This window comes from Parashewanella sp. 2210YD4-3, assembly GCF_056591735.1.
This window is the reverse complement of the sequence record NZ_JBWQOG010000001.1, coordinates 722,986-745,266: the sequence shown is the minus strand read 5'-3', so window position 1 is coordinate 745,266 and position 22,281 is coordinate 722,986. Positions and strand designations below refer to the sequence as shown.

At 37.5% G+C, this 22,281-nt stretch carries 19 protein-coding genes and 2 pseudogenes; 16 read left to right on the top strand and 5 right to left on the bottom strand.

Going from position 1 to position 22,281, the window contains the following annotated elements:
* The first annotated feature begins 729 nt into the window (after positions 1 to 729).
* From AC1EU0_RS03210 to AC1EU0_RS03180, 7 genes are all read left to right on the top strand, one after another.
* Positions 730 to 1,530 carry a hypothetical protein gene (locus tag AC1EU0_RS03210; RefSeq protein ID WP_480300477.1) on the top strand — a complete coding sequence of 267 codons (801 nt, stop codon included), beginning with the start codon at positions 730 to 732 and terminating at the stop codon, positions 1,528 to 1,530.
* Positions 1,531 to 1,683: 153 nt separating this feature from the next.
* Positions 1,684 to 2,751 carry an outer membrane beta-barrel protein gene (locus AC1EU0_RS03205; RefSeq protein ID WP_480300476.1) on the top strand — a complete coding sequence of 356 codons (1,068 nt, stop codon included), beginning with the start codon at positions 1,684 to 1,686 and terminating at the stop codon, positions 2,749 to 2,751.
* A 237-nt stretch (positions 2,752 to 2,988) separates the two neighbouring features.
* Positions 2,989 to 3,531, top strand: coding sequence for a hypothetical protein (locus tag AC1EU0_RS03200; RefSeq protein WP_480300475.1), 543 nt, complete (start codon positions 2,989 to 2,991; stop codon positions 3,529 to 3,531).
* 4 nt (positions 3,532 to 3,535) lie between these two features.
* The gene (locus AC1EU0_RS03195; RefSeq protein ID WP_480300474.1) at positions 3,536 to 5,893 is read left to right on the top strand and encodes a fimbria/pilus outer membrane usher protein; all 2,358 of its coding nucleotides are present in this window, start codon (positions 3,536 to 3,538) and stop codon (positions 5,891 to 5,893) included.
* A complete protein-coding gene (locus AC1EU0_RS03190; protein WP_480300473.1) occupies positions 5,883 to 6,560 on the top strand; it encodes a fimbria/pilus periplasmic chaperone in 678 nt (225 codons plus the stop codon). The genes AC1EU0_RS03195 and AC1EU0_RS03190 overlap by 11 nt, the downstream gene beginning before the upstream one ends.
* On the top strand, positions 6,557 to 7,045 hold the full coding sequence (locus AC1EU0_RS03185) for a hypothetical protein (RefSeq protein WP_480300472.1): 489 nt from the start codon (positions 6,557 to 6,559) through the stop codon (positions 7,043 to 7,045). The genes AC1EU0_RS03190 and AC1EU0_RS03185 overlap by 4 nt, the downstream gene beginning before the upstream one ends.
* Positions 7,046 to 7,387: 342 nt before the next feature.
* Positions 7,388 to 8,191 (top strand): F4 family fimbrial subunit, encoded by an 804-nt coding sequence (locus AC1EU0_RS03180; protein WP_480300471.1) that lies wholly within the window; start codon positions 7,388 to 7,390, stop codon positions 8,189 to 8,191.
* Positions 8,192 to 8,761: 570 nt separating this feature from the next.
* Here AC1EU0_RS03180 and AC1EU0_RS03175 read toward each other — a convergent pair.
* Positions 8,762 to 8,980: a hypothetical protein gene (locus AC1EU0_RS03175; protein ID WP_480300470.1), complete on the bottom strand. Its 219-nt coding sequence runs from the start codon at positions 8,978 to 8,980 to the stop codon at positions 8,762 to 8,764.
* Positions 8,981 to 9,149: 169 nt separating this feature from the next.
* Here AC1EU0_RS03175 and AC1EU0_RS03170 point away from each other — a divergent pair, with 169 nt between their 5' ends.
* Positions 9,150 to 9,698, top strand: a complete 549-nt coding sequence (locus tag AC1EU0_RS03170) for a cytochrome b (protein WP_480300469.1) — start codon at positions 9,150 to 9,152, stop codon at positions 9,696 to 9,698.
* Between the two features lie 215 nt (positions 9,699 to 9,913).
* On the opposite strand, the pseudogene tnpC reads toward AC1EU0_RS03170, so the two are convergent.
* Positions 9,914 to 11,351: pseudogene (gene tnpC, locus AC1EU0_RS03165) on the bottom strand (IS66 family transposase).
* A 613-nt stretch (positions 11,352 to 11,964) separates the two neighbouring features.
* Here tnpC and ltrA point away from each other — a divergent pair.
* Positions 11,965 to 13,158: pseudogene (gene ltrA, locus AC1EU0_RS03160) on the top strand (group II intron reverse transcriptase/maturase).
* Positions 13,159 to 13,437: 279 nt separating this feature from the next.
* Positions 13,438 to 13,629 carry a hypothetical protein gene (locus AC1EU0_RS03155; RefSeq protein WP_480300468.1) on the top strand — a complete coding sequence of 64 codons (192 nt, stop codon included), beginning with the start codon at positions 13,438 to 13,440 and terminating at the stop codon, positions 13,627 to 13,629.
* A gap of 221 nt (positions 13,630 to 13,850) precedes the next feature.
* Here AC1EU0_RS03155 and AC1EU0_RS03150 read toward each other — a convergent pair whose 3' ends face one another.
* Positions 13,851 to 15,221, bottom strand: a complete 1,371-nt coding sequence (locus AC1EU0_RS03150) for an RCC1 domain-containing protein (protein ID WP_480300467.1) — start codon at positions 15,219 to 15,221, stop codon at positions 13,851 to 13,853.
* 1,130 nt (positions 15,222 to 16,351) lie between these two features.
* Positions 16,352 to 16,951, bottom strand: coding sequence for an ArdC family protein (locus AC1EU0_RS03145; protein WP_480300466.1), 600 nt, complete (start codon positions 16,949 to 16,951; stop codon positions 16,352 to 16,354).
* Between the two features lie 121 nt (positions 16,952 to 17,072).
* On the opposite strand from AC1EU0_RS03145, the gene tnpA reads away from it, so the two are divergent.
* The gene (tnpA, locus tag AC1EU0_RS03140; RefSeq protein WP_480300465.1) at positions 17,073 to 17,498 is read left to right on the top strand and encodes an IS200/IS605 family transposase; all 426 of its coding nucleotides are present in this window, start codon (positions 17,073 to 17,075) and stop codon (positions 17,496 to 17,498) included.
* A gap of 714 nt (positions 17,499 to 18,212) precedes the next feature.
* Here tnpA and AC1EU0_RS03135 read toward each other — a convergent pair.
* Complete coding sequence (locus tag AC1EU0_RS03135; RefSeq protein ID WP_480300464.1) at positions 18,213 to 19,301, bottom strand: site-specific integrase; 1,089 nt, start codon at positions 19,299 to 19,301, stop codon at positions 18,213 to 18,215.
* Between the two features lie 88 nt (positions 19,302 to 19,389).
* Between AC1EU0_RS03135 and dusA the strand changes: the two genes are divergently transcribed.
* The 5 genes from dusA to AC1EU0_RS03110 all read left to right on the top strand — a co-directional run bounded on the left by dusA (position 19,390) and on the right by AC1EU0_RS03110 (position 22,265).
* Positions 19,390 to 20,406 (top strand): tRNA dihydrouridine(20/20a) synthase DusA, encoded by a 1,017-nt coding sequence (gene dusA / locus AC1EU0_RS03130; RefSeq protein ID WP_480300463.1) that lies wholly within the window; start codon positions 19,390 to 19,392, stop codon positions 20,404 to 20,406.
* Between the two features lie 206 nt (positions 20,407 to 20,612).
* The gene (locus AC1EU0_RS03125; RefSeq protein WP_480300462.1) at positions 20,613 to 20,903 is read left to right on the top strand and encodes a hypothetical protein; all 291 of its coding nucleotides are present in this window, start codon (positions 20,613 to 20,615) and stop codon (positions 20,901 to 20,903) included.
* A 115-nt stretch (positions 20,904 to 21,018) separates the two neighbouring features.
* On the top strand, positions 21,019 to 21,216 hold the full coding sequence (locus tag AC1EU0_RS03120) for a PspC domain-containing protein (RefSeq protein WP_480300461.1): 198 nt from the start codon (positions 21,019 to 21,021) through the stop codon (positions 21,214 to 21,216).
* A 4-nt stretch (positions 21,217 to 21,220) separates the two neighbouring features.
* Positions 21,221 to 21,601, top strand: coding sequence for a hypothetical protein (locus AC1EU0_RS03115; RefSeq protein ID WP_480300460.1), 381 nt, complete (start codon positions 21,221 to 21,223; stop codon positions 21,599 to 21,601).
* Between the two features lie 184 nt (positions 21,602 to 21,785).
* Complete coding sequence (locus AC1EU0_RS03110) at positions 21,786 to 22,265, top strand: copper chaperone PCu(A)C (protein ID WP_480300459.1); 480 nt, start codon at positions 21,786 to 21,788, stop codon at positions 22,263 to 22,265.
* The last annotated feature ends 16 nt before the right edge of the window (positions 22,266 to 22,281 follow it).

The following is a 22,281-nucleotide window of genomic DNA, read 5'->3' as shown; positions in this document are numbered from 1 at the left end:
TAAACACTGGTTAAGGGAAGTACTGATGGCACATTGCTTTATTAACTGAGCATAATTAGTTTATATATGACTATCGGTAAATTCAATCAACACTGTAGATGGTATCCTAGTTTCTTCTCTATTGCCAAAGCATAATTGATTCCATTATGCAGAGCTGAGGTTAGTTAGTTCTTGAGTATTAATACTAGGATTGGCAAACTACAATATAGCTGATAAGAGTATAGTGAATTTATTAGTGTATTTAACCTTTGCTGTTTTATTTGTTCGATAGTTATTTTGTTGAGTGTTATTTCTTAGAACCATTATTATGAGAGCTATGAACTCAAACTTTAAGAGTTGATTGGTTTATTATGTTACATAGTTTTCAGAAGTTTTTTTAAGTTAAGGTTATACTGGTTTTTTGCTAGAACAAAGTCTCTGTCCGTTGCGATGTATTTATATCTATTTATAAAAAATAGAGTTGCTTTATCTATTGGTATCACGCGATAGTTGTTAAGTGCCAGGTTGTTATTTAGTGGTCATTTATATTTGAATCCAATTTTTATATGGAAGTTGTTTATTTTGTCTGAAGTAATAAATAATAAAAGCGACTGATTGATAGGGTATAAGTATGTAATTGATACCTCAGATTTAGATTGAAGAAATCGTGAAGATTAAAAAGTAAGAGTAATCAAGCATGATTAAGAGACTAAGTGGTTTTATTATTATTAAGTAATATGGATTATTTATATGTACAACTCTAAAATTTTCATTGTATTCACACTGATTTTTTGTGTATTCCCCTTTTATGCAGAATCTGCGAGTGTATCTTTTTCAAAGGACAACTCTCAATTTAAAGGTGAAATTCAATTTGGGGTGGAGGTTGAACGAGTATTAAGTGATGCGTGGCTTTATGAGGTGGGTTATCTTGAGTATAAATTTAAAAAATCTTCAGCCGTCTTGCGGGATAATATTGCTGAATACAAAATTGAGGACGGGGAAAGCATTGAGGTTTTTAGTGGCCACACAAAAAGTATTATTGATAAGCCTGATGACTATAGATTATATCCTCAAATCACAGTAGCAGGCAAAGAATTGAAATATGGTGAGCCGTTTAATCTTGAAGTTCCCGTCAAATTTAATAGTGAATCTAGCGCAGAGGGAGTCTTGAGCGCAGAGGTGAAAGGTCATGTGTATGTTGTCTTGACTCAAACGAACACTTCGAATACAGAGGACAGGGTTGTGGGGATTACTTCATTACCGTCTCAAAATAGGCGTGAGCGATTTAAGCTTATGGATATGCTAACTTCAATTAGAAGATTTTATAGTGAATATGGTGGAGTTAGTTTTTTCACATCTAGTAATATAACTGAGCATGAAAGTATTAATGATGATGTCATAAGAAGATTTCTGGGCCAGAGTCATTTATATGCGAAAAATTTTGCGTCTGCATTATTGATTAACTTATCTAATGTAACTTTAAAGATTCAAAAAGATGAATCGGTAACCGAGTGGAGTGCAGCTATTCCAATAACTGTTTCAGTTAATTAGAAGCTAGATTTGGTTGTGTCGGCAGTTGTTTGCTTGTGATTATTAAGAAATGTTGTGAATGACTGAATAATACAGGTGTGATCTTGACTGAATTTATATTGGATAGCTGGCGTATAAGCTAAGTTAAAGTCTTTTATTTTAAGTGTGAGCTCTATGTCTAATTTTTGTCGTTTAAATTGTGCTGCCACAGTGATTTTTGGTGTATTTTCAGCGGTTGCATCATTTCATACACGAGCTGAAGTCTCCGAGTCAGCTTTGCGCCCAATAGTTGGGCTATCAATCGGTCAGCAATATCAAAACTTTGGTGGTGAAAACTTAAATAGAAGTGAGTTGTTGAGTCAGAGAGTGAGTGTGTTTGGTGGGGTTCAGTTGAGTGACAGTTACAGCTTAGTCTTGAATAATAATTTGGGAACTGTTGCGAAGGTATCAAATAAAAAAGTTGATACCTCATATCTAAGCGCGGATATGCAATATGACTGGATGGTGACAGACTCTGTTGGTTTGTATGGTCAGTTGGGGGTTGCGTTTTGGAGGGTTAACCAGTTAGTAACTGAAACTGAAGTCTCCACTGATAGTCATGGTATATCCCCAAAGGTTGGTGTGGGTTTGAAATATCAGTTAACACCTCAAGTCTCTGTTAGTGGCGGCTATGACTATGTGCATGGTATTGGTAATAAACGCGATGCTGAGTACGACTCTCATTCTTTAATGATTGGATTTAAATATCAATTTGGTATGCCATTCTTATCAACTAGGGAAGGCTACGAAATTAAACCAAATCGTGAAAGCAGTAAAAAACCTATCCGAGATAAAGTGAAAGGGTCATTGAGCTTAATTCATGGTAAAGATGTAAGTAATCAAGCAAAAAATAAAAAAGACAAAAAAGTGTTAAATACAGTTAGTGTTTATTTTGCGAATAACTCTTCAAGCTTGTCTTCAAAAAGCATCGAGACACTTGATACCATGCGAGAGGTATTACATTCAGAGAATGCTGTTGAAGTAAATATAACAGGGTTCGCAAGTATGCCAGGAAGTACTGAATATAATCTTTGGCTTTCTAAGAGAAGGGCAAAGACAGTTTATGACTATATTAAGTCATTTAATTCAAAAGCTAAGCTTGTTTATCATGGACTTGGGGAGCACTCTTCTTGTGATGAATTACTTGAAGATTGTATTGTCATGGATAGGGTAGTTAATGTTTCGATTAAGCCGAAGAATTAAAATTAATAATGAATTGATAGTGTTTGACTGAATACTTTAAATTACTAGATTAAATCTGATAGATTCTGTTTTTCACCGCTTGATTTATATCTAATTTATTAAGTGTATGTAAAATTATATTTAAACACTATTTGAAGTGACAGGTAATTACTATTGATTTAAGAGGTGTCTATCATTCATTGTTATTAATTTTCATAAATGTCTATTGAGTTCATATTTTATTTATTTGGGTTTAAAATGAAAGTTAAAGTTTTTTTGCTGTTTTTTATGTTGTCCAATTTTATTTGCAAATATTCATTTGCGTCGTTTGATGCAATAGTTAATATGAGTTTTCAGCAAAGAGACTGGACATGCGATGTTCGTTTTACTGGAAGGTCTGATGATGGATATATTGATCTTGGCGTTTTTAAAAAAGGAGTTGATAGTGGAGAAAAAAAAGTTAATTTCAAAATTATTTTCACAGGGAGTGAATCTGGAAAGTGCAATGCACTTTTGACAGGTAATAAGTTTATTACGTTTACCTTTGGGCCAGAATCTATTAATGCTGACGGTGTTGATGCTCGAACGAGCGGAGGATTTAGTCTTTCAATGTCATTGAAAGCAACTGATCCTCAAGCAAGTACAAATGATAAGGTGACTAGGCGTAATAACATAATAACTTATCCTAGGAGCTTTGCCGAAGCCGGAGAATTTAATTTTAGTGTAGAAACTATAAATATATCAAAAGAAAGCCCAGGGCTTTATAGAGCATCAGTTCCATTAATTGTAACCTATAAGTGATCTTATGAGTCGTGTTTTTTATTTTATTATTCTAATGTTTTCTGTTGATTCAAATGCGTATGCATTTGATGAATTTAATTTTGATTTTTTGAATGGAGTCGACAAGAAAGATGCAAGAGAGTCACTTGAGCTAAGTAAGAAAGTGATCAAGGGTAAATATTTTTTAGATATATTTTTAAATAAAAAGAATATTGGTAAAGCTTTCATTTCTATTAACAATAGCGATATTAAATCGTTATGTTTTAGTGATGAGTGGTTAACCAATGTTGGTATAAATATAAACCCTGATTTTTATTCTGATGTTTATAGTAATGACAGGAAATGCTACTCCTTGGCTGAGAATACAAATACAAAAGTACACTTTGATTATTCAAGCCAAAGCTTATATCTTGAGATGCCACAGTTAGCCATGTTGGAAAGGCTAACAAGTTCAGAGTGGAATTATGGAATCAATGCAATTAGAGCTGATTACTCGATAAATGCACTTGCTATCGACGGTAATGTTGATCTTAATGCATATTCTGGCATTAAAGCTAATCTTGGAAAGTGGATTTTGAATTCAAATATTAGCTATTACAATAATACGATTGACTTAAGAGTCATAAATGCTAGTAGAGCACTTAAATCCATCGCCTCCGATTTGAGAGTTGGTAAAGTATCATTCAATAGCGGGAGCGGAAATAGTGCTCGTCTACTCGGATTAACTCTCAGTAAGAATGATGAAATGACATCAGACAGTAATGGCTATCGACCTGAATTTTCTGGTGTAGCTTCTTCTTATTCTCGCGTATCACTGTTGCAGAATGGCAAAGTGATACATTCAGAAATTGTCCCTCCAGGTCCTTTCCTAATTAAGAATGTCGTATTTTTTAATAGTGGTGATGTTACTTTGGAAGTGAAAGAGGATAGTGGTCAAATAAAAACGAAGATTTATCCTTTAAATATTACGTCTGAGGCAGTTAATCCAGGTGATTTAAAATACAAATTTGGTTTTGGATTGCCAGATTTAAACCATAAAGATAACTTAAATGGAGTTGTATATGGTGCAGATGTAAGTTATGGACTTGAAAGCCTGACCCTCAATGCTAATTCGTTATTACACGCTAAGTACGGAAGTTTAGGCTTAGGTTTCATTAGAGATCTGGGTTATTTAGGTACATTCAGTTTTGAAAATTCATTTTCTTATTCTAAGTTTAGTAATAACAATGCTTTAACTGGCAGCAAACAGTATTTGAGTTTGTCAAAATCAATTAACCAAAATTTATATGTGAATACATCTTTCTCCAATGTAGATAGCGAAGGATACCGAGATTTTGATGAGTTTAATCTACAATCTAGAGCTAATGTCGGAATTGGTGAGGAACCAATTCGAAGTGGAATAAAGCAGCAAGTATCATTAGGTCTGACATATAGTGGAATAGAAGATGCTAATTTTAGTTTTTCAGCTTGGAAAAGAAAGTTATTTGATAATACTTCTAGTGCAGGTGCAAATATTAATATATCGAAAAGGATCAATGATTTTAGTATAAGCTTGAACAGTTCCTATCAAAAAAATAAGCAATCAGAATTTAATGTTTCGGCATCAGTTTCATTTCCTTTTGATATTTATGGAAAAAAAATAGGAATTTCTTCGAGTGTTTCTGCTGATGATGACAATATCTCGAGTATATCGAATACGGCTTCTTCAACAATATCTGACGAATTGAATTTGGCTGTTTCAACAAACAGGAGTCTTCGAAGTAAAAGCTCTCGACACTCACTTTCTGCAGGTTATAGAGGAAATAAAATACGTGCAAATCTGTCATTGTCTAAATCGAATGTCACTATTGCTACAGGATCGATTGGCGGTAGTGCTATTGTTAACCTAAGTAATCCAGAGGTTATTTTTGCACGAAATATTAGTGATACTGTAGCAATAGTAAATGTTGGAGATGTCGAAGGTGTCAAGTTTAAGAACTCTCCTTTTAAAACCGATAGTAATGGTAATTCGATCGTGCCGTTGTCTAGTTACGCTGAAAATGTCATTGTACTGGATGGTGATACACTTCCGATAGATTACGATATGCTCAAAACTAGTCAATCGGTTTTGCCGTCCAGTCAGTCTGTAGTTTATCTGCCATTTGATGTTGTTAAGCGTAGTCGATATTTACTAAGAATTAAAAACTCTAGTGGAGATTATTTAAATAGTGGTTTGATTGCCAGAACTGAAGACGGAAACGTTATTGGCTCTATCTCACAGTATGGAGTTCTTTATTTTGGTTCAGTAACGAAGCCGAGAAACATTGTTATTAATGATTGTATTATTAAACAATCGTCATTTATTGAAACTCATGAACTTCAAGAGGTTAGCTGTGAGAAATAGTGTATTTGCTATATTGATTTTATTTATATCTAATAATGCGTTAGCTGCTTTATCTATGAATAAAACGAGATATATATATGAAGGAGGGAAATTAGTTGTCTCAGGTGAAATTAAGAATGATTCAACCCAAACCTTTGGTGGGCAATTATGGGTAGATAATTTTGAATCTAACGATAATAAACCTAATTTCGTTATAACGCCTTCAGTTTTTAAAATAGAACCTGGCAAGACTCAAGTTTTTAGAATCGTTAAGGTAGCAAGTTCTGTTAGCGAAAAAGTAGAATCTTTGTATTGGATTAATTTGCAAGAACTTCCTCCAGCAAAAAAAGGAAGTGGAATTTCATTAGCTTTACGAACTCGAGTTAAACTGATTTATCGTCCAGAATTATTAATTAATGGTCGTGAAGGCGCCGAAAAAGGTATTAGAGTAGAGTCTGTTGCAGGAAATAAATATTTTTTAAATGAGACTCCGTATGTATTTGCCGTAGGGAATATACTTTCAGAGACTGGAGAGTCGTTTGAGTTCTCACATAAAGAGCAAAGTCAGTTATCAATATTTAAGCCTGGTGACAAAGTCAAAATCTCTAATTCAGACCTGAATCTAACACCTAGTAGTATTTCTGCTATAGATGATTACGGGAATTTAAGGACTTCGTTTTTTAAATGATAAGTATTAATAAAGTTATTTCTTACACTATTTTTATTGTAGTTTTATTCACAGTGTTTGGTACAAAAGCCAACACTAATTGGAATTACGATTTCAATCTTGGTGTTCTTGAAGATCGTAATGTTACTTCGAAGTGGCCGGCTTCAGAATCATTTTTTATTTCTCCTGAAGGGTTAAGTGAGTCGATAAATGAAGTGATATTTGATGGGGTATCATTAGAACTAACTGATGATACTGTTACTTATGTATTTCAGAGTGATATTTTTAATATTACAGTTCCATTAGCAATATTTGATGGAGAAAAAAGAAAAAAATTAATTAGGACTGAAGCACGCGGCATTGAGAGCGCTGTGATTCTTGACTCACCTATTGAAAGTGGGAGGACAATTGAAATACGAGTTGTCGGTCCCGTGAAAGTTAGGAATATTGACCGGAATGTTGATGCTTCAAATGTAAATATGAAACTTAAAATTCGTGGAAGATGATTAAGTAGCGGTAATCCCACTCTCTGTTAAAAGATAATTTAATAAAGATAATCAGGTTAGTACTAACTGATGATACTATTACTGTAGTATTTAAGTATTAAAGTTTTAATTTACCTTGCTTCTTGAATCACTTATTGAAAGTGGAAAGAGAATTGAGTTACGAGTTGTGAGTCAAGTGAACTTTAGGAATATTGTTCCAAAGATTGACACTTCAAATGTAAATTTAAAATTCGCAGGAGGTGTTTAAGTAAAAATAATCATATTTTGTAATAAATAAATAAATAAATAAATAAATGAATGAATGAATTAATAAATTCATTAATCAGTAAATTGGAAAGTAATATGAAAAAAAATTTTTTTAAAACTGCTATTGCGTTGTCAATCTTAACATCAACTACTGCTTTCGCAGCACTTGAGGAATCTGCTAATGGCAATTTCACTGGAGAACTCGAAATTAAAGGTAGAATTACGAACACCGCAAAAGTTTGGCTTTGGCAAATTACAGATCAAGCCAAGGATACCAAAGATTACTATAACGTTGATAAAGACACTGGAACGAAAAGTGGTACCGGCGCGGAAGAGTTGACTACATATGATTTGAGTTCGAAAGATCCGCTTGAATATTTGCAAGGTGTTATGAAAAATATTTCATCTGTTTCTGGTGTTGGCTTGTATCCTCAAGTTCAAGTTATGAACCAAGTTGTGAAATATGGTGAATCTTTAAATATTGAAATGCCAGTTAAAACTCAAACGGGCGGAGCAGCAAGTGAAGATGGAACTCTTCAATTTGTTGTGAATAACAATATTTTGTCTACGGCACTACGCCCTAATACTACAGGTAGCCCTGCTATTACTGCAACTTCTGCTCAAGAGCAAACACTGATCGGTAGACTTCAGACTTTGATTCAAGACAATACTGATTCTTTCGCTACAGTTTTCGCTAATAAAATGTTTAATGGAGCTGGTTACACACAACTTCCTAATCAGAATGATGCATTTATTAAATCTTTCCTAAATGATGCCGACCATACAAATGTTGCCTCATCGGTTTTAGGCAATATTTCTAGTTTGAAAGTAGCATTTAAGACTGCTGAATTACCTGATTCATGGTCTGCTTCAGTGCCTGTAACAGTTACAATGATGTAATAATTACTGGTATTAATATCGAATCATCTTATGATGATTCGATATTTTTAGTTGTAACCGTGATTCTATGTCCGTCATTTCGCACCACAAATATTAGTATTGAATCAAAAAACTTGATCACTGTACACGACAAAAAGTGAGTTGATGAAAATGCTCTATCATATGATATTCGAGAAATTCAATACTTACTTGTATCATATTGATTGCAAATGCATTTAGTCGTCACCAATTCAAAGAGTTTTTTTAGTTGAATATTATTATTTGTGGTGCGGAATCACAGATGGAACTCATCAACTCACTGGCTTCACAGTTTTAACCTTATATCAAGTGGCTCAAGACTCATTTAGTCGTTTTAGCTGTTCTTATTATTAGTCTTGTAAAAGATAGGTAATCTCACCAGTGATTAGTAAAGACTACGCTGATGAATGTTTACAATTTGCGGAGCATCAACGAACATCTTCATGAATTAAGCTCCTTGATTAATGTTGACAACCACTTAGCGCTGTTTGATTTGGGAACACTGAGCTGTGTTGCGCCATGCGCTAAAGTCAGCGCTTCGTCAGAATTATTTCAGTGAGGCTCTGTGATAAGGGAAATAAAGTCAGCAGGCGCTTTACCTTTGACGTGCTCAACTTCCTTGCGTAGCTGTTTGATCCTAGTTTTCGCATTATGAAATGATGGTATGGGAATAGATTTAGCGTGACAACATTGTCCAATGGTTAACCCTGAGCCGAGTTGTTCTTCTAGAATTTTGAGCCACTCCTCAGAACTTTTGTGATCATTACGCATGAGTGTTCGCCTCTGACAAAATTACCACTATGTCGATGTTCAGTGAATTTACTAGGTGTGGTTTGGCAGACGGTTACTATGCAATACAGTAAGTATTTAGTTTCTAAAATAATTATATGATGATTTAATTGTCTACACAGATGTGAGTGTAAAATGCATAGGAGAGCAGATGCAAACAAATAATAAGAAATTATCAAAACCAACGATAGCAATGCACTGGCTAGTCGGTTGGGGAATGATAGCTTTAGTAGCTGTTGGTTGGTATATGGCAGAGTTTAAAGCCTACCCATTGTATCAATGGCATAAGTCATTTGGGGTATTGATCTTATTCTTTGTCGCACTTCGAGTCATTTGGCGGCTCAAAGAGGGCTGGTTGACTCCCGTTGCGCAGATGAAACCAATTGAAGTAAAAATTGGGAAATTGGTGCATTGGGTGTTGCTATTGACGACAATATTATTTCCTGTTTCTGGCATGTTGATGTCAGGTGCGGGAGGATATGGCGTTAATATGTTTGGTATTGAACTTGTTGCAGCGAACTTTGACCCGGTGACCCAAAAAGCTGTTCCGCTAAATGAAATGCTGGCTGGACTCGGTCATGAAATGCATGAAGTGCTTATGTGGGTGATCATTGCGACGTTAGGTCTTCACGTTGCAGGGGTGCTGAAACACCACTTTGTTCTAAAAGATCAGACGTTAACTCGTATGTTAGGTAAGTGATGACTTAGTTTTAGTGTAGAAAGCTGCCAAATAAAGTCAGCTTTTTTTGTATAAATTTAGAGAAGGTGTTCTAAAACACATAGTTATTCATTCACACTCGTATGCGATAAAGCTAGAAGTGTTTAATGCAAAGAAAAATAACAATAACAAGCTTTCTAACGCATATCGAAGTCTACTGTTAGGGCTTGGGTAAGCATTCACCAGCGTAGTCTTGACTAATCGCTGGTGAGATTAAACACATCTGGATAAGGTTTTCTTTCTGTTACGGCTGTAACAATCTCCGATATGACTTCGAGTGCAGACAACCCACGTTTTTTGCAAGTTTCAATCACTGACAAAACCCTTGAGCGAAACTTATCACCTCTATCTGAGCTGGTATCGAACCAGTTTTTACGCATAATAACCGTACCTCTAATTCAACGTTCACCTTCATTATTGGTAAGTGGTGTCCCTTGATAAGTAACAAAAACCCACAAACCTGTTTCATACTTCAATAAGTGTTGACATCGGCCAGAGTATCTCTCTGATGGAGTTTCAGCACCTTTTTCCAGTAAGCTTTTAAAGCTCTGCTTCAGGCGTTGCATTCTTCTTAACCACTGAATCTCCGTCAGTAGATTTTGCTCGTATCGATGCTGAATTCGAAATACTGCTTGAAGGATTAGTACCAATTTCTTCCCTATCCGCGAAGTCAATCCTCCGCCTGAGTAGTCCGCCATGTGTTAGAGGTTACGTAATACGTGAGCAAGACAAAGCTGATGTTTTTCGGGATTAATAAAGTTGTAAGCCACATATTGATCTGTGATGACGATATTATTCTCGCACTTACCCAACATAAATTTGGCGTTGTCTTTATTTCTGAAGTATCGAACTGTTTGAAATACAGCATCTTGTGATGAAATCGACCAACACCATCGGGTGCCTTGCTCGCCATTTCGAAAGTGGGACGTTTCATCACAATGGACATACCAAGCTTTGTGGATATGCTCTTTCAAGCTTTGGTGCGTTGGAGTGAGCATAGAACTGACTTTTCCTTGTGCTTCTGAAATCGCTCCCGTTGAAAAAGTCGTTCCGTATTGATCAAGTAGTAACTGTCGAGTTTGAGAAACACTTGAGTGGTACTTTCCTGCTAACACTGCGATATGAATCATTAAACGAGCAACTATTTGGCCTTTAGGGGCACTTTCAGGTAATTCTCCTTTGTAGGTGGCATTACAATATTCACAGTGGCCATGAAAGACTTGATCTTCAGTGATCTCCAAAGGCACTTTGGGTAAATCGAAGACTTGATGACGGCGACTGCATTGCTCATTTACTTTGATGTGATGGTGACAAGCTGAGCAGCAAGCCTGAGGCTTGCACTCAATAACCTTATCAGTATCAGACAATTCAGCTAACGGTCTTTTGTGCCCCGTGTGCCCTGGTTGAGCGCCCACCTTATTTCGGCTACGAGGCATTTGAGCTTTTTCGCTCAGCCTTAGCTTCAGGTGCATCTGAAGACGGTGATTTTTATGAATTTCGAGAGGACTGCTTCAATCTATCTTCGTATTCTCGAAGCTTTTGCCAAAGTTCTTGAATATAAAGATTTGTGTTGGCTTCGCCGCCAAGAGATTTAACCGTTGGTGGCTCACCCTCAAAAGTTTTTTTCTTTTTCATGAGAACAGAAAAGCACCATAAAAAGATCGAGCAAGTAACAATGTTAGATCAATCTCCTTGCGTCACCAAACTCAAGAGATGCTGGTGAATGATTAGAACGCCAAGAAAGCTGGCATTTGAATATAGGGTGAAAGTCCCTTTTAGGAAAGAGTTAGCCACTCGCCTAGTCCTCGAGCTATGCGCATTGCACTGGTAACAGGTAATGTGAAGTGTTGGTAGGGGTGTCTGTAGGCTAGGTATTGAGCCACGTAATCACCAATTTGGAGGCGACGATGTTGTTAATCTATGCAGAAGTCTATAACTTTCAGGGCGATATAGGCGAGCCTTGCAAAGTGCCTCTCGGGGTCGAAGACCCTATGCATGCAGATACATTCAATGTACGGAACTTGGGAGATCCTATTTTAACCTCAGCTCTGCGTAAGAAATTGAACTAAATGCTTGAGGCATGATCAGATCTTTTGACCGAAGATTAATCATGGAGTCCTAAAGCATGTTTAATTTAGAAGCATTATTCGTAGATGTCGATGACTTTTGCCAACAGTTTGTGCCAGAGTGGGAAAGATTCTTAATTGAATCAGGAACAAAGTAGAGAAAATGCCAATGCTCATTATCCATGAGTGAAGTAATGACGATTCTTATTTTATTCCATGTCACTCGGTATCGAGATTTTAAAAACTTTTACACACAATACGTTTGTAAATTCCTCAATACTGAATTTCCGCATCTTGTCAGCTACACAAGGATGCTGGCAATCAAGAACAAGAACCAAACCTTTAATAATCTATTCTCAATCATCAATGAAAACTTACTGCGAGACAGTTTTTATCTACTAAAACGAGACTCAGCAGTAGGGTGCGACGGTATGACGTGGAAAATGTATGAATGCAGTCTGTCTGAAAGGATTGAGTGCTTAAACCACAGGCTTCATAGTGGTAAATACAAACCGAAACCAGCACGTAGAGTTTTCATTCCAAAAGGAGATGGCACTCAACGACCGTTAAGTGTTATTTGCTTAGAGGATAAAATAGTTCAACAAGCTTTAGTAACCATACTAAACCAAATTTACGAAACTGACTTTCTTGGATTTTCCTATGGTTTTCGTCCTAAACGTAGTCAACACGATGCTTTAGACGCACTTACCGTAGCCTTGAAACGAAATCGAATAAATTGGGTATTAGATCTAGATCTGCAAAAATTCTTTGACACAATAGAGCATGACTGGTTGATGTAATTTATTGAGCATCGGATCAGTGACAAGAAAGTGCTAAAGATAATCAAACAATGGTTAAAAGTGGGAATATTAACCCCAAATGGGCAAAGAGAAAAATCGTCCATAGGGTCACCCCAAGGAGCAGTGATATCATCGTTACTTGCGAACGTATACCTGCATTACGCCTTTGATCTTTGGATAAACACACTTCGCCGAAACTACCAAGGAAAGGTAAGTGTCGTTAGATATGCAGACGATGCAGTGCTTGGTTTCGAGATAAAAGAAGAAGCCACACACTGTTTAGAGCTAATGCATGAGCGGTTAGGAAGTTTTGGACTCAAATTACATCCAGTAAAGACTAAACTATTAGCCTTCGGTGTAAAGACTGCTTGGAAAGCGAAAAAGATGAAAGAGAATAAGAGGAGTGAAACGTTCAACTTTCTTGGCTTTACTTACTATATTTGTAAATCAAGAAAAGGTGTATATATGGTGAAACGAAAAACACAGAGAACAAGACTGATTAAGCAGTTAAAGCGGATCAGAAGTGAACTCAAAGGGAAACGTCTTCATCACAAGATACATCAAACAGGACGGTAGTTGAACAAGGTGGTAATAGATCATCTAAATTATTACTCTGTTCCACTAAATATGAACTCAATAGGTTTCTTCATACTTGAACTCAAGAGGGCTTGGCTTAAAGTGTTAAGGCGCCGAAGCCAAAGAAATACAATGACGTGGGAAAGGTTTTCAAAATATTGCAATATTTTTATCCCTTCTCCGAGAGTTATGCACCCTTATCCTGAAGCAAGGTTTGACGCCAGAACTCGAGGTAGGAGCCGGATGCGTTAGTAGCGCACGTCCGGATCTGTGCGGGGGGTGAGTAGTAATATTCATTCCTACCGCGACCAGTTATCCTGCCAAAAGTTAAGTATCACAGCAATCGGTGTATTCGGTGGTCAGGTACAAAGTAACAGCATTGAAATATTTAATGACGGTCAGTTTGTTGGCTCACGCTTCATCGAACAGGAGTATTTAAATGTTAATATTGTCGACACAGATAATGGTTAACACGCAAAAATAAAAAAAGCAGTTAAGGGCAGAATAAACCTTAACCGCTTGGGTTCAAATATCAAACTCAAAAGTATGAGGGATGAAAAAAATGAAAATTCGAACAAAGTAAAGTACCAGAATCCAGTTAAAAGCCGAAGTCTAATTCATTGTTCACACTATTAATGTTACATTAGGGTGATTATTAAAAAAATCCCTCTTTTAGGGGGTTTCCTCTATTCCTAGCATGTTTTTGTAACACGCTGACTATTGTCTTTCCTTATTGCAGCAAACGCGGATTCCGTACTTTCTATCGCGATAATATTCTTTAATTGATGTTTAACGGCCTGACTATTTCCCCCTGCTGATTTCGCTCCCCAAGTCACAACGGTGCCATCTTTTTTAAGTGCAGCAAAGGCAAAATCAGTGCTATAAACAGTCTCAATATTAAGGAGTTCGTCTTTTACATGCATCGTATTACCTCCATAAGTTTGGTTTCCCCACGCGATAACTTTGCCATTAGTTGTTAGCGCAGCAAAAGCTCCCTGAGTGCTAAACAGCTCAACTACATCAGTGAGTAAACCCGATACAGCAGACGAATCTCCCCCCTGCTGCATGTCTCCCCAAGTAATAACAGAACCTGTCGACGATAATGCTGCAAAAGCCGATTCCGTACTGGCAACATGAACAATGTTAGTAAGTCGATTATGGAGCGAATGATAATGCATGAAGTTAAATAAGCGTCCCCAAGAAACAACCTCACCGGTGTCGGTTAAAGCAGCAAAAGCGTAATCATTACTGTAGATTTTTTCAACATTTTCTAATAATGCTTGTACTGCTGTGCTATTACCGCCATTAGCAGCTATTCCCCAAGTTGATACGGTTTTATCAGCCTTTAGCGCAGCGAATGCAGTTTTAGTTGACTGAATCGATTCGACATTACTTATTGGGTTATCAATACTTCCGCATAATCCACCTGAAGCACAATTTCCCCAGCAAACCACGGTTTTGTCACGCTTCAAAGCAGCAAAAGCAAAGCTATTACTGTAGATGGTATGTACATCAGTTAGTAGTTTACTAACTCGGCTGCTGTCTCCGCCACTATAAGTACTGCCCCATGTTACAACGCTACCGTCTTGCTTTAACGCTGCAAATGCATAATCTGAACTGTAGATTAACTCGACGTTATGCAACATCGTTCTGATCTTGCCCATGCAACCGCCAGCAGTGTACTTTCCCCATGCGACAACACTACGGTCACTTGTAAGCGCAGCAAATGCAAATTTGTTAGCGATGATTTGACGGACATCTTTTACATGGTATTGAGGTAGGATCTTGAGTTTACGAGCGAGATCTCCCCAAGTAATGATGTTTTCATTGTCAATGTGCACAACAGATGATCCTTGAGACGAAAACAAAGAGACCGAATCAGCAAACTTTATGTTATCGGGGACTTTTTCATTATTGAAAACACCGCCATTGAGAACGTCACCCCATACAATAACAGAATACTTATCCTCTATCTTCCTTATATTGTCGCTGATAGCGGTATTGAAATCACACGAACTCGATTTAATATTACTTTTAACTGGATTAGTAAACTCGGCGCGCACAGAAAAATGCTCCTTTATATATGAAAATAAGGCGGTGTCCTTGCCTTTGACTTACCTAACAATGATCTCAACTCGTCGATTGCGTGAATTGCACGACTCGGTATTATCTTGGCATACTGGCTTCAACTCGCCTTCTCCTCGAATGATCACCGTAGAAAATTGGATGTTATGCTTTTTAAAACAATGACTAACAGCATGAGATGGTCGCTCTGACAGCCATTGGCTAAAGGCCGACGGCCCTACTGCACTGGCATCCGCAACAATCGTGACTTTGTTTACATTTTAGTCATTAGGCTTAACACAAAATCAGATGACGTATTTCGGTCGTGTTTAGTGAGCAGTGACATTGCAAATCCAAAGTAAATGTCTTCATTTAGTATCCTAGGCTTTGATGCAATAATGGGTTTGGCCATCTCAACAACTGACGATTCAGATGCTTTGCAACTCGAATTTGAGAACTGGAAGTCAAAACTTTTGACGACTTAACTGCTGTTTTTTGGCGGTTTCGTTTTATTCGATTTATGAACATTCGGTTTACTTACTTGTGATTGAGACTTTCCAAAGCTGTCAAATCGGTAATTCAGACCAACTTGTAATGGGTTTGCGTTGTACTCAGTTAATTGGCTGTTTCGAACATTCGAGATCACTTGAATACCCGGATTAAACAACCAAGAGAGTGTGTTTCGAATTGGGATATTGATGTCAAAGACTTAATACTTTTGGTCATACTTCTCCCGAATAACTTCCCAACTTTTGTCATAACAACTGTCTAGTTTGGGTTTTCTAGTAATAAGTACTCTTTTGGCATTTATCTCATCGATTCATGTATCAAGAATAGACTCTCATGCATCCTCTCTCGCGTATCCATAAACTAAATGTGATATGTTCTTCTTCTGACCCTAAGTATGACTTATCAAAACAATACCTTAGTCACCTTGCTTATTTTCTTAATTAACTTCTCTTTCACTCAAACTTCAAAGTGTTAATTAGATCTAAGACCTTCTTTATTTTAGTGATTTTAATCACCATTGATATCACCATATATGGTGAACTTTTTTGAGATGACGATGCTCAGATTGTCAAACTTTACTCACCATTGTTCTGTATGTCCTTATTTGACCGTTTTTCACTCATTGAAGATCCTCGCTCTCTGCTCGTCCTAAAGAATTACTCAAATTTCTGATTAATGGCGTCACTTGCTGATTGGATTTAATCTTAACTTTAAGCACCTTTTCATTTTCCAGCCTCATCACAAATCCATGAATTTTCTCCGCATCCCTAGATGCCCGCAAAATTTCTTTGGGATCATCCTGTAGCATCTTAATCCAATGATCCACATAAGCAGCGTGTTGACCAAACTCATGACCTATTTGCAGCTCGTCACCAAGCATCAGTGAGCCAATTTCGGCTCTGAGCTCTTCTTTGGAGTAGGACTCATCCCTGAAGCGCCCTGTCATGTCTCGATTAAGACGGCTTTCAATTCCAGAGCTGTGGCAAAGCTCATGGAGGGCTGTGGCGTAGAAGGAATCTGCGGTTTGGAACTGGTTTCGGTCTGGTAGATGGATGCTGTCAGTGGCTGGGCAATAGTAAGCATTGTCAGATTGATCATGATGAATCGGTACACCTGAGTTTTGTAAGGTTTTCTCGGCTCGTTCATGCCGTTGCCAGTCTGGAAGTTTATTGACTTCAATTTCTGATAAACCATCGATTTGCTCAGCGTTAAACACCACTGAACTGAATACTCTGGGCTTGTCTAATTTGACGTTAACTTTTATTAGTCTCGCATATGGTTAAAACCCCCGTCTTTCAGACGGGTAGCTTTCAGCTAGCGGTTGCCTTTATTATGTATGGATGAAATACCGACAAGGCTCTCACACAAAATACAAGATTGAATATCATTTCGTATGGGTCACAAAATATAGATATAAAGTTCTTGTAGGGGACGTGGGCTTAAGAGTGAGGGATTTAGTCAGACAAATATGCGAATATCTTGAAATTGAGATATTACCTGGTGTCATAAGTAAAGATCACGTTCACTTACTTGTTTCAGCTCCACCGACCATACCAGCCTCATTGATAATGAAGCGAATCAAGGGCAGAACGTCTACAAAAATATTCAGTGAATACCCAATGTTAAAAAAGAAATATTGGGGCCAGCACTTCTGGGCCCGTGGCTACTTTGGTGTCACAGCAGGAGAGTTAACAAAAGAGATGATCGCAGAATATCTTGAACATCATTTCGAAAGGAAAGGTAATGATAATTTTGATATTGAGTAAATCGAGTCACTGAAGCCAAGTAGCAGACTTTAAGTCCGCAAAAAGTAACCCACCGTCTTTTAGACGGTGGTTGTTAAGTTTCCTTATTAAACAATGCCACTACAGATAGGTTAACGTCCTATAAAATCGTGACATTAAACCAACGTAAAAAGAGACCCAACGAATAATTGGTAACCTTTTGGAAAAGGCCTCTAAGTACATTGTATCTAATAGTAATGTTATATTTTGTGATAATGATACCAATAATTAACATTTACTTAATCTTGTCAGCAAAATCATTTGGTTAGTATCATTTACCTTTAGATACCATTTGGTGGTAGCTCGTCGTACTTGCAGAACCGAAACATACTTTTCTGTGCAATTAAATAAGCTCACTTTTCCTAAGGAAATTTATTGACTCTTCAATAACGACGTCTAACCTTGATTCAGACTTTCTAATTGAAAAAATAAAATTTAAAAACAGATTGTTAACTTGTTTCTGTCCAAACGTGTTAGAAGTGTCAGTTAAAAATGGCAATAGAATGGGGTCGTGTAGCTGTGATGGATTTGAAAAAGATAATCAGATTACCCTTATGTTACCTATATAATAACTATTAATAACGCTATGTATCCAAGTTAAGCTAAATTAAATTATGTAGATAGCTACAAGTCACAGCAGGGTTACCCAAATTACCCTGCCTACTTGCTTTGGAGCTACTGGACATCATCCTCGAGTCATTGCTTGTTTAACTTTTTCTGCTCTTTATCATGCAACCGTTTTGGAAATAACTCAGTATAAATTTGCCACAGTATATTGAGGTCTCTATGGCCTGTAACTTGAGCCACTTCATCAATAACATAGCCTTTCTCAAATAATCGGCTTGCACCTTCACGTCTAAGATCATGATACCGGAGATCTTCAATACCAAGTTTTGCTCTCACTCTTTGGAAGCCAGCAGTGACAGACTTTGAATTGTACGGGAAAATGCGATCATCTTTTCTAGGCTGCTTCATTATTAATTCAAATGCACCACCGATCAGAGGGGCAAGCATATGATTGCCAGCTTTCTTGCGAGGATCTTTTCTGTCTCTGACTATTACTGCTTTGTTTTCTTCATCCAGATCTTCCCAAGTGATTTTGCAGACCTCGCCAATTCTCATACAGCTTAATATTGAGAAGTCTAAAATGTCGATATAAGGAATATTTGCGCTGGCTCGTTGTGCTTGTCTTTCTTTAAGACCATTCTTTAACTTTTCAAGTTCTATTTCGGTTGGTCTTCGACTACGCTTAGTGGATTTTGCTATCAGGTTTTGAGAATAAAGAATATCGTATGCATCAGTGATACAAAGGTTGTTAACTTCGTAACTAAAGTTCACTCTAGCAATTTTGAAAACCCAGCGAATAAAGCTGACGTCAGTTGCAATCGTTGATGCACCTGTTCCGCTTGCACGCCGAAGCTTGCAGTGTTCAATTATGTCTTTGGTTTGGAGTTGATCTATTGGGTGTTTAGCAATATCGCAATCGGAGATCAGATTTAATCCGTAGCGTTTTGATCGGCCTATGGTTGAATTAATGCTATCATCTTCGAAGCATCGTTTGATTAAAGCTTGCAATGTCGGAAGCTCGGCTTTTTCGTTTGGTATTCCATTTATCTGAATTTCAGCAACCCTAGTTTTACCCCACGCATTTGCGGCTTGAGCTTTGCTAAAGTTGCGATATTCGCTATACAATACCTTCCCTTTTGATTTAACACGAATAGAGCATTTGTAGGTAACAACTCCAGTTTTGTTACTGGTACGTTTTTCTACCTGAAAGTATGCCATTTTACAAATCGTCCAAAGTAATCAGGGTAGCTGTGAGGGTACCTGAACTATTTAAAATAGGCAAAAATGTATAAAAATATCAGAAAATATGAATATTAAAGAAAACAGTAAAAATCTAGAGATACCAATGAATTCGGGTAAAATCATCAATCGCACATTTTCCATTGCGCCCATGCTCGATTGGACAGATCGTCATTACCGATACATGGCGCGTCTTATGTCTAAACAAGCTTTACTTTATACCGAAATGGTCACAACGGGGGCGATTTTACATGGCAAAGGTGATTACTTAGCCTATAACGACGAAGAACACCCTTTGGCTTTGCAGCTTGGAGGCTCAAACCCTATCGATTTAGCAAAGTGTGCTCAAATTGCGGCTGAGCGAGGGTATGATGAAATTAACCTTAATGTAGGTTGCCCGTCAGATCGAGTTCAAAATGGGCGCTTTGGTGCGTGCTTGATGGCTGAGCCTGAGTTGGTGGCCGAATGCGTTGATGCTATGAAGCAAGTGGTGGATATTCCGGTTACGGTAAAGACTCGTATTGGTATCGATGAGCAAGACAGTTATGAATTTTTAACGACCTTTGTTGAAACCGTAAAAGAAAAAGGCTGTGAGGAATTTATTGTTCATGCACGAAAGGCGTGGCTTCAAGGCTTGAGCCCAAAGGAAAATCGCGAAATACCTCCATTAGATTATCCAAGAGTGTATCAATTAAAGCAGGATTACCCTGAGCTTCATATCAGTATAAATGGTGGCATTTTAAATATAGATGAGATGAAGCAACATCTTGAGCGTATTGACGGTGTGATGGTAGGGCGTGAGGCTTATAACAATCCCTACATTTTAAGCCAAGTGGATAATGAGCTTTGTGATCAGCAAAATCAGATTGTTAGTCGTGAACAAGTGATTGAGCAAATGCTGCCTTACATTGAAACTCATGTACAACAAGGTGGACGTTTGAACCACATTACTCGTCATATGATCGGGTTGTTTCAAGGACTTCCTGGTTCTCGCCAGTGGCGCCGCCACTTGAGCGAAAACGCACATAAAGCCGGTTCTGGTATTGAAGTTGTTAAGCAAGCATTCGCCAAAGTATCTGTCTAATTTTAATTAGTGAAAATGGCTAAATTAGCTGGTTATTTTCACTAACCCCTCTTATTAATTTTCATTTTACGCATTCACTCTCTCGTTTTTACAATTAATTATTTTGTTTAAAATCATAGCGTTGCGTTTGTTTCTTCAATGTTGGCACGGCACTTGATATATCCATTGTGAATTTGGACATTTATTCAAGCAAAAGGAAATACACAATGAAAACGTCAGTTACGATAAAAGGAATTACTGCAACTGTTTTGACATTAGGTTTGTTAGGAACTGCACAAGCTAATGATTTTACTACTGAGTTAAGTAAATCAGTGAAAGTAGATTTTACTGAGTACACTGTTGAACTTATTGAAAACATCAAGCAAGAAATACAGTTGTCATTTGAAGCGCAATTGGCTGCGATGATGACAGAACTTCAACAGCAAACTGTTTCGACTTATTTAGAGGAATCAAAACAAGTAAAAACTGAGGTTGCCAACGCTGAGGAGTCAAAATAATGGAATTCTTTACTCCTTCTCTAGCCGCATTAATGATGGCGCCAGTGATGAGCTTTGTGCTTGCCGCCAGTGTAATGATGTTGGTTAACTTGTTTAATTTAAAAGGGCAGCAGTGATGCTAGATAATATAATTAAGCTATTAAAAAGTAATCGACTGATATTCGGCACTGCCACAAGAGTGTCTGAACGTTATTGTTGGCCAGTATTATGGACCAGAGTGTTATGGTTACTCTGTGCTGTATTCGCGCCTTTCTTCGCGTTGTTATCCTATATTGTTGTCGCTGTGGTGTTGCCTTCAGATGAACGCAGGTAGCACCATGAGTCGACGTGTATGGCCGTTTTTAATTAATGGGATCACAGAGACTGGTGGCATCGTTGCTTTTTTTGTGGCCTTTGGCTGGTTACTTTTGCCCAGTGCTCAACAGTTGACTCAATGGCAAATGAATATAGAGCAATGGTCGTTTGCTTTAGAATCCAATAACTTGCTAGGGTTATCGCCTTGGATATTATTTGCTGCAATGGTGTTAGCGTTCAGCGTGGTGGTTTTTATATTGTCAGGGTTAACGCTTTTGCAATCACTGTCGGTAGTGAGCATTACGTTTGCAATAGTAGCGCTTGGTTATGCCTATAGCCCAATTGGATTAGGTGTTGTATTGCTACTGCTTGTTGGCATCGCTTTATGCTGTTTACAGCGCTGAGTTAAATTAAGCTTACATCATCATTTTTCTTTACTCTCTGTGTACCATCATTACCACTAATATTATTGTCGGTGCTACCTCTGATAAGGTATTCTGTCTGCTACAAAATTGAAGAGTCAATGAGAAAAGCCGTACCTAGGGACGGGTTTCTTGAATTTAGATATTGAAGAGCGAGGTTAAGACATTGATTAACGGTGTAAAGCGAGCATTTAACGTACTTATTCTTTTCGGATTTGTTTCTACCAGTTGGGCGGCAAATATTGATTTAATATCGGGTCACGTTCGAGCCATGCCATCTAGTGTTCCGAATACCGCTGCTTATTTTAAAGTTGTGAATCATGGCCAGGCTGTCAAATTGGTTTCTGTTAATACGCCTGTGGCTAAGGAAGCACAATTGCATACCTTACTTGATGATAATGGTGTAATAAAAATGCGCCAAGTTAAGGATTTTGTTTTAGGGGCTCATTCTACGCTTACCCTCAATCCATCTGGCGATCACATTATGATCCTTGGATTGAAAAAGCCGTTACCGTTGGGGAGCCAAGTGCCGTTAACGCTGAATTTTAGTGATGGCAGCTCTAATACAATTACCTTGCCAGTACAAAAAGTATCACGCACATCTGAGAAGCAAGAGCACTCAGATCATAGTCACCATCATCACTAATTTTTGGAGATAGTTG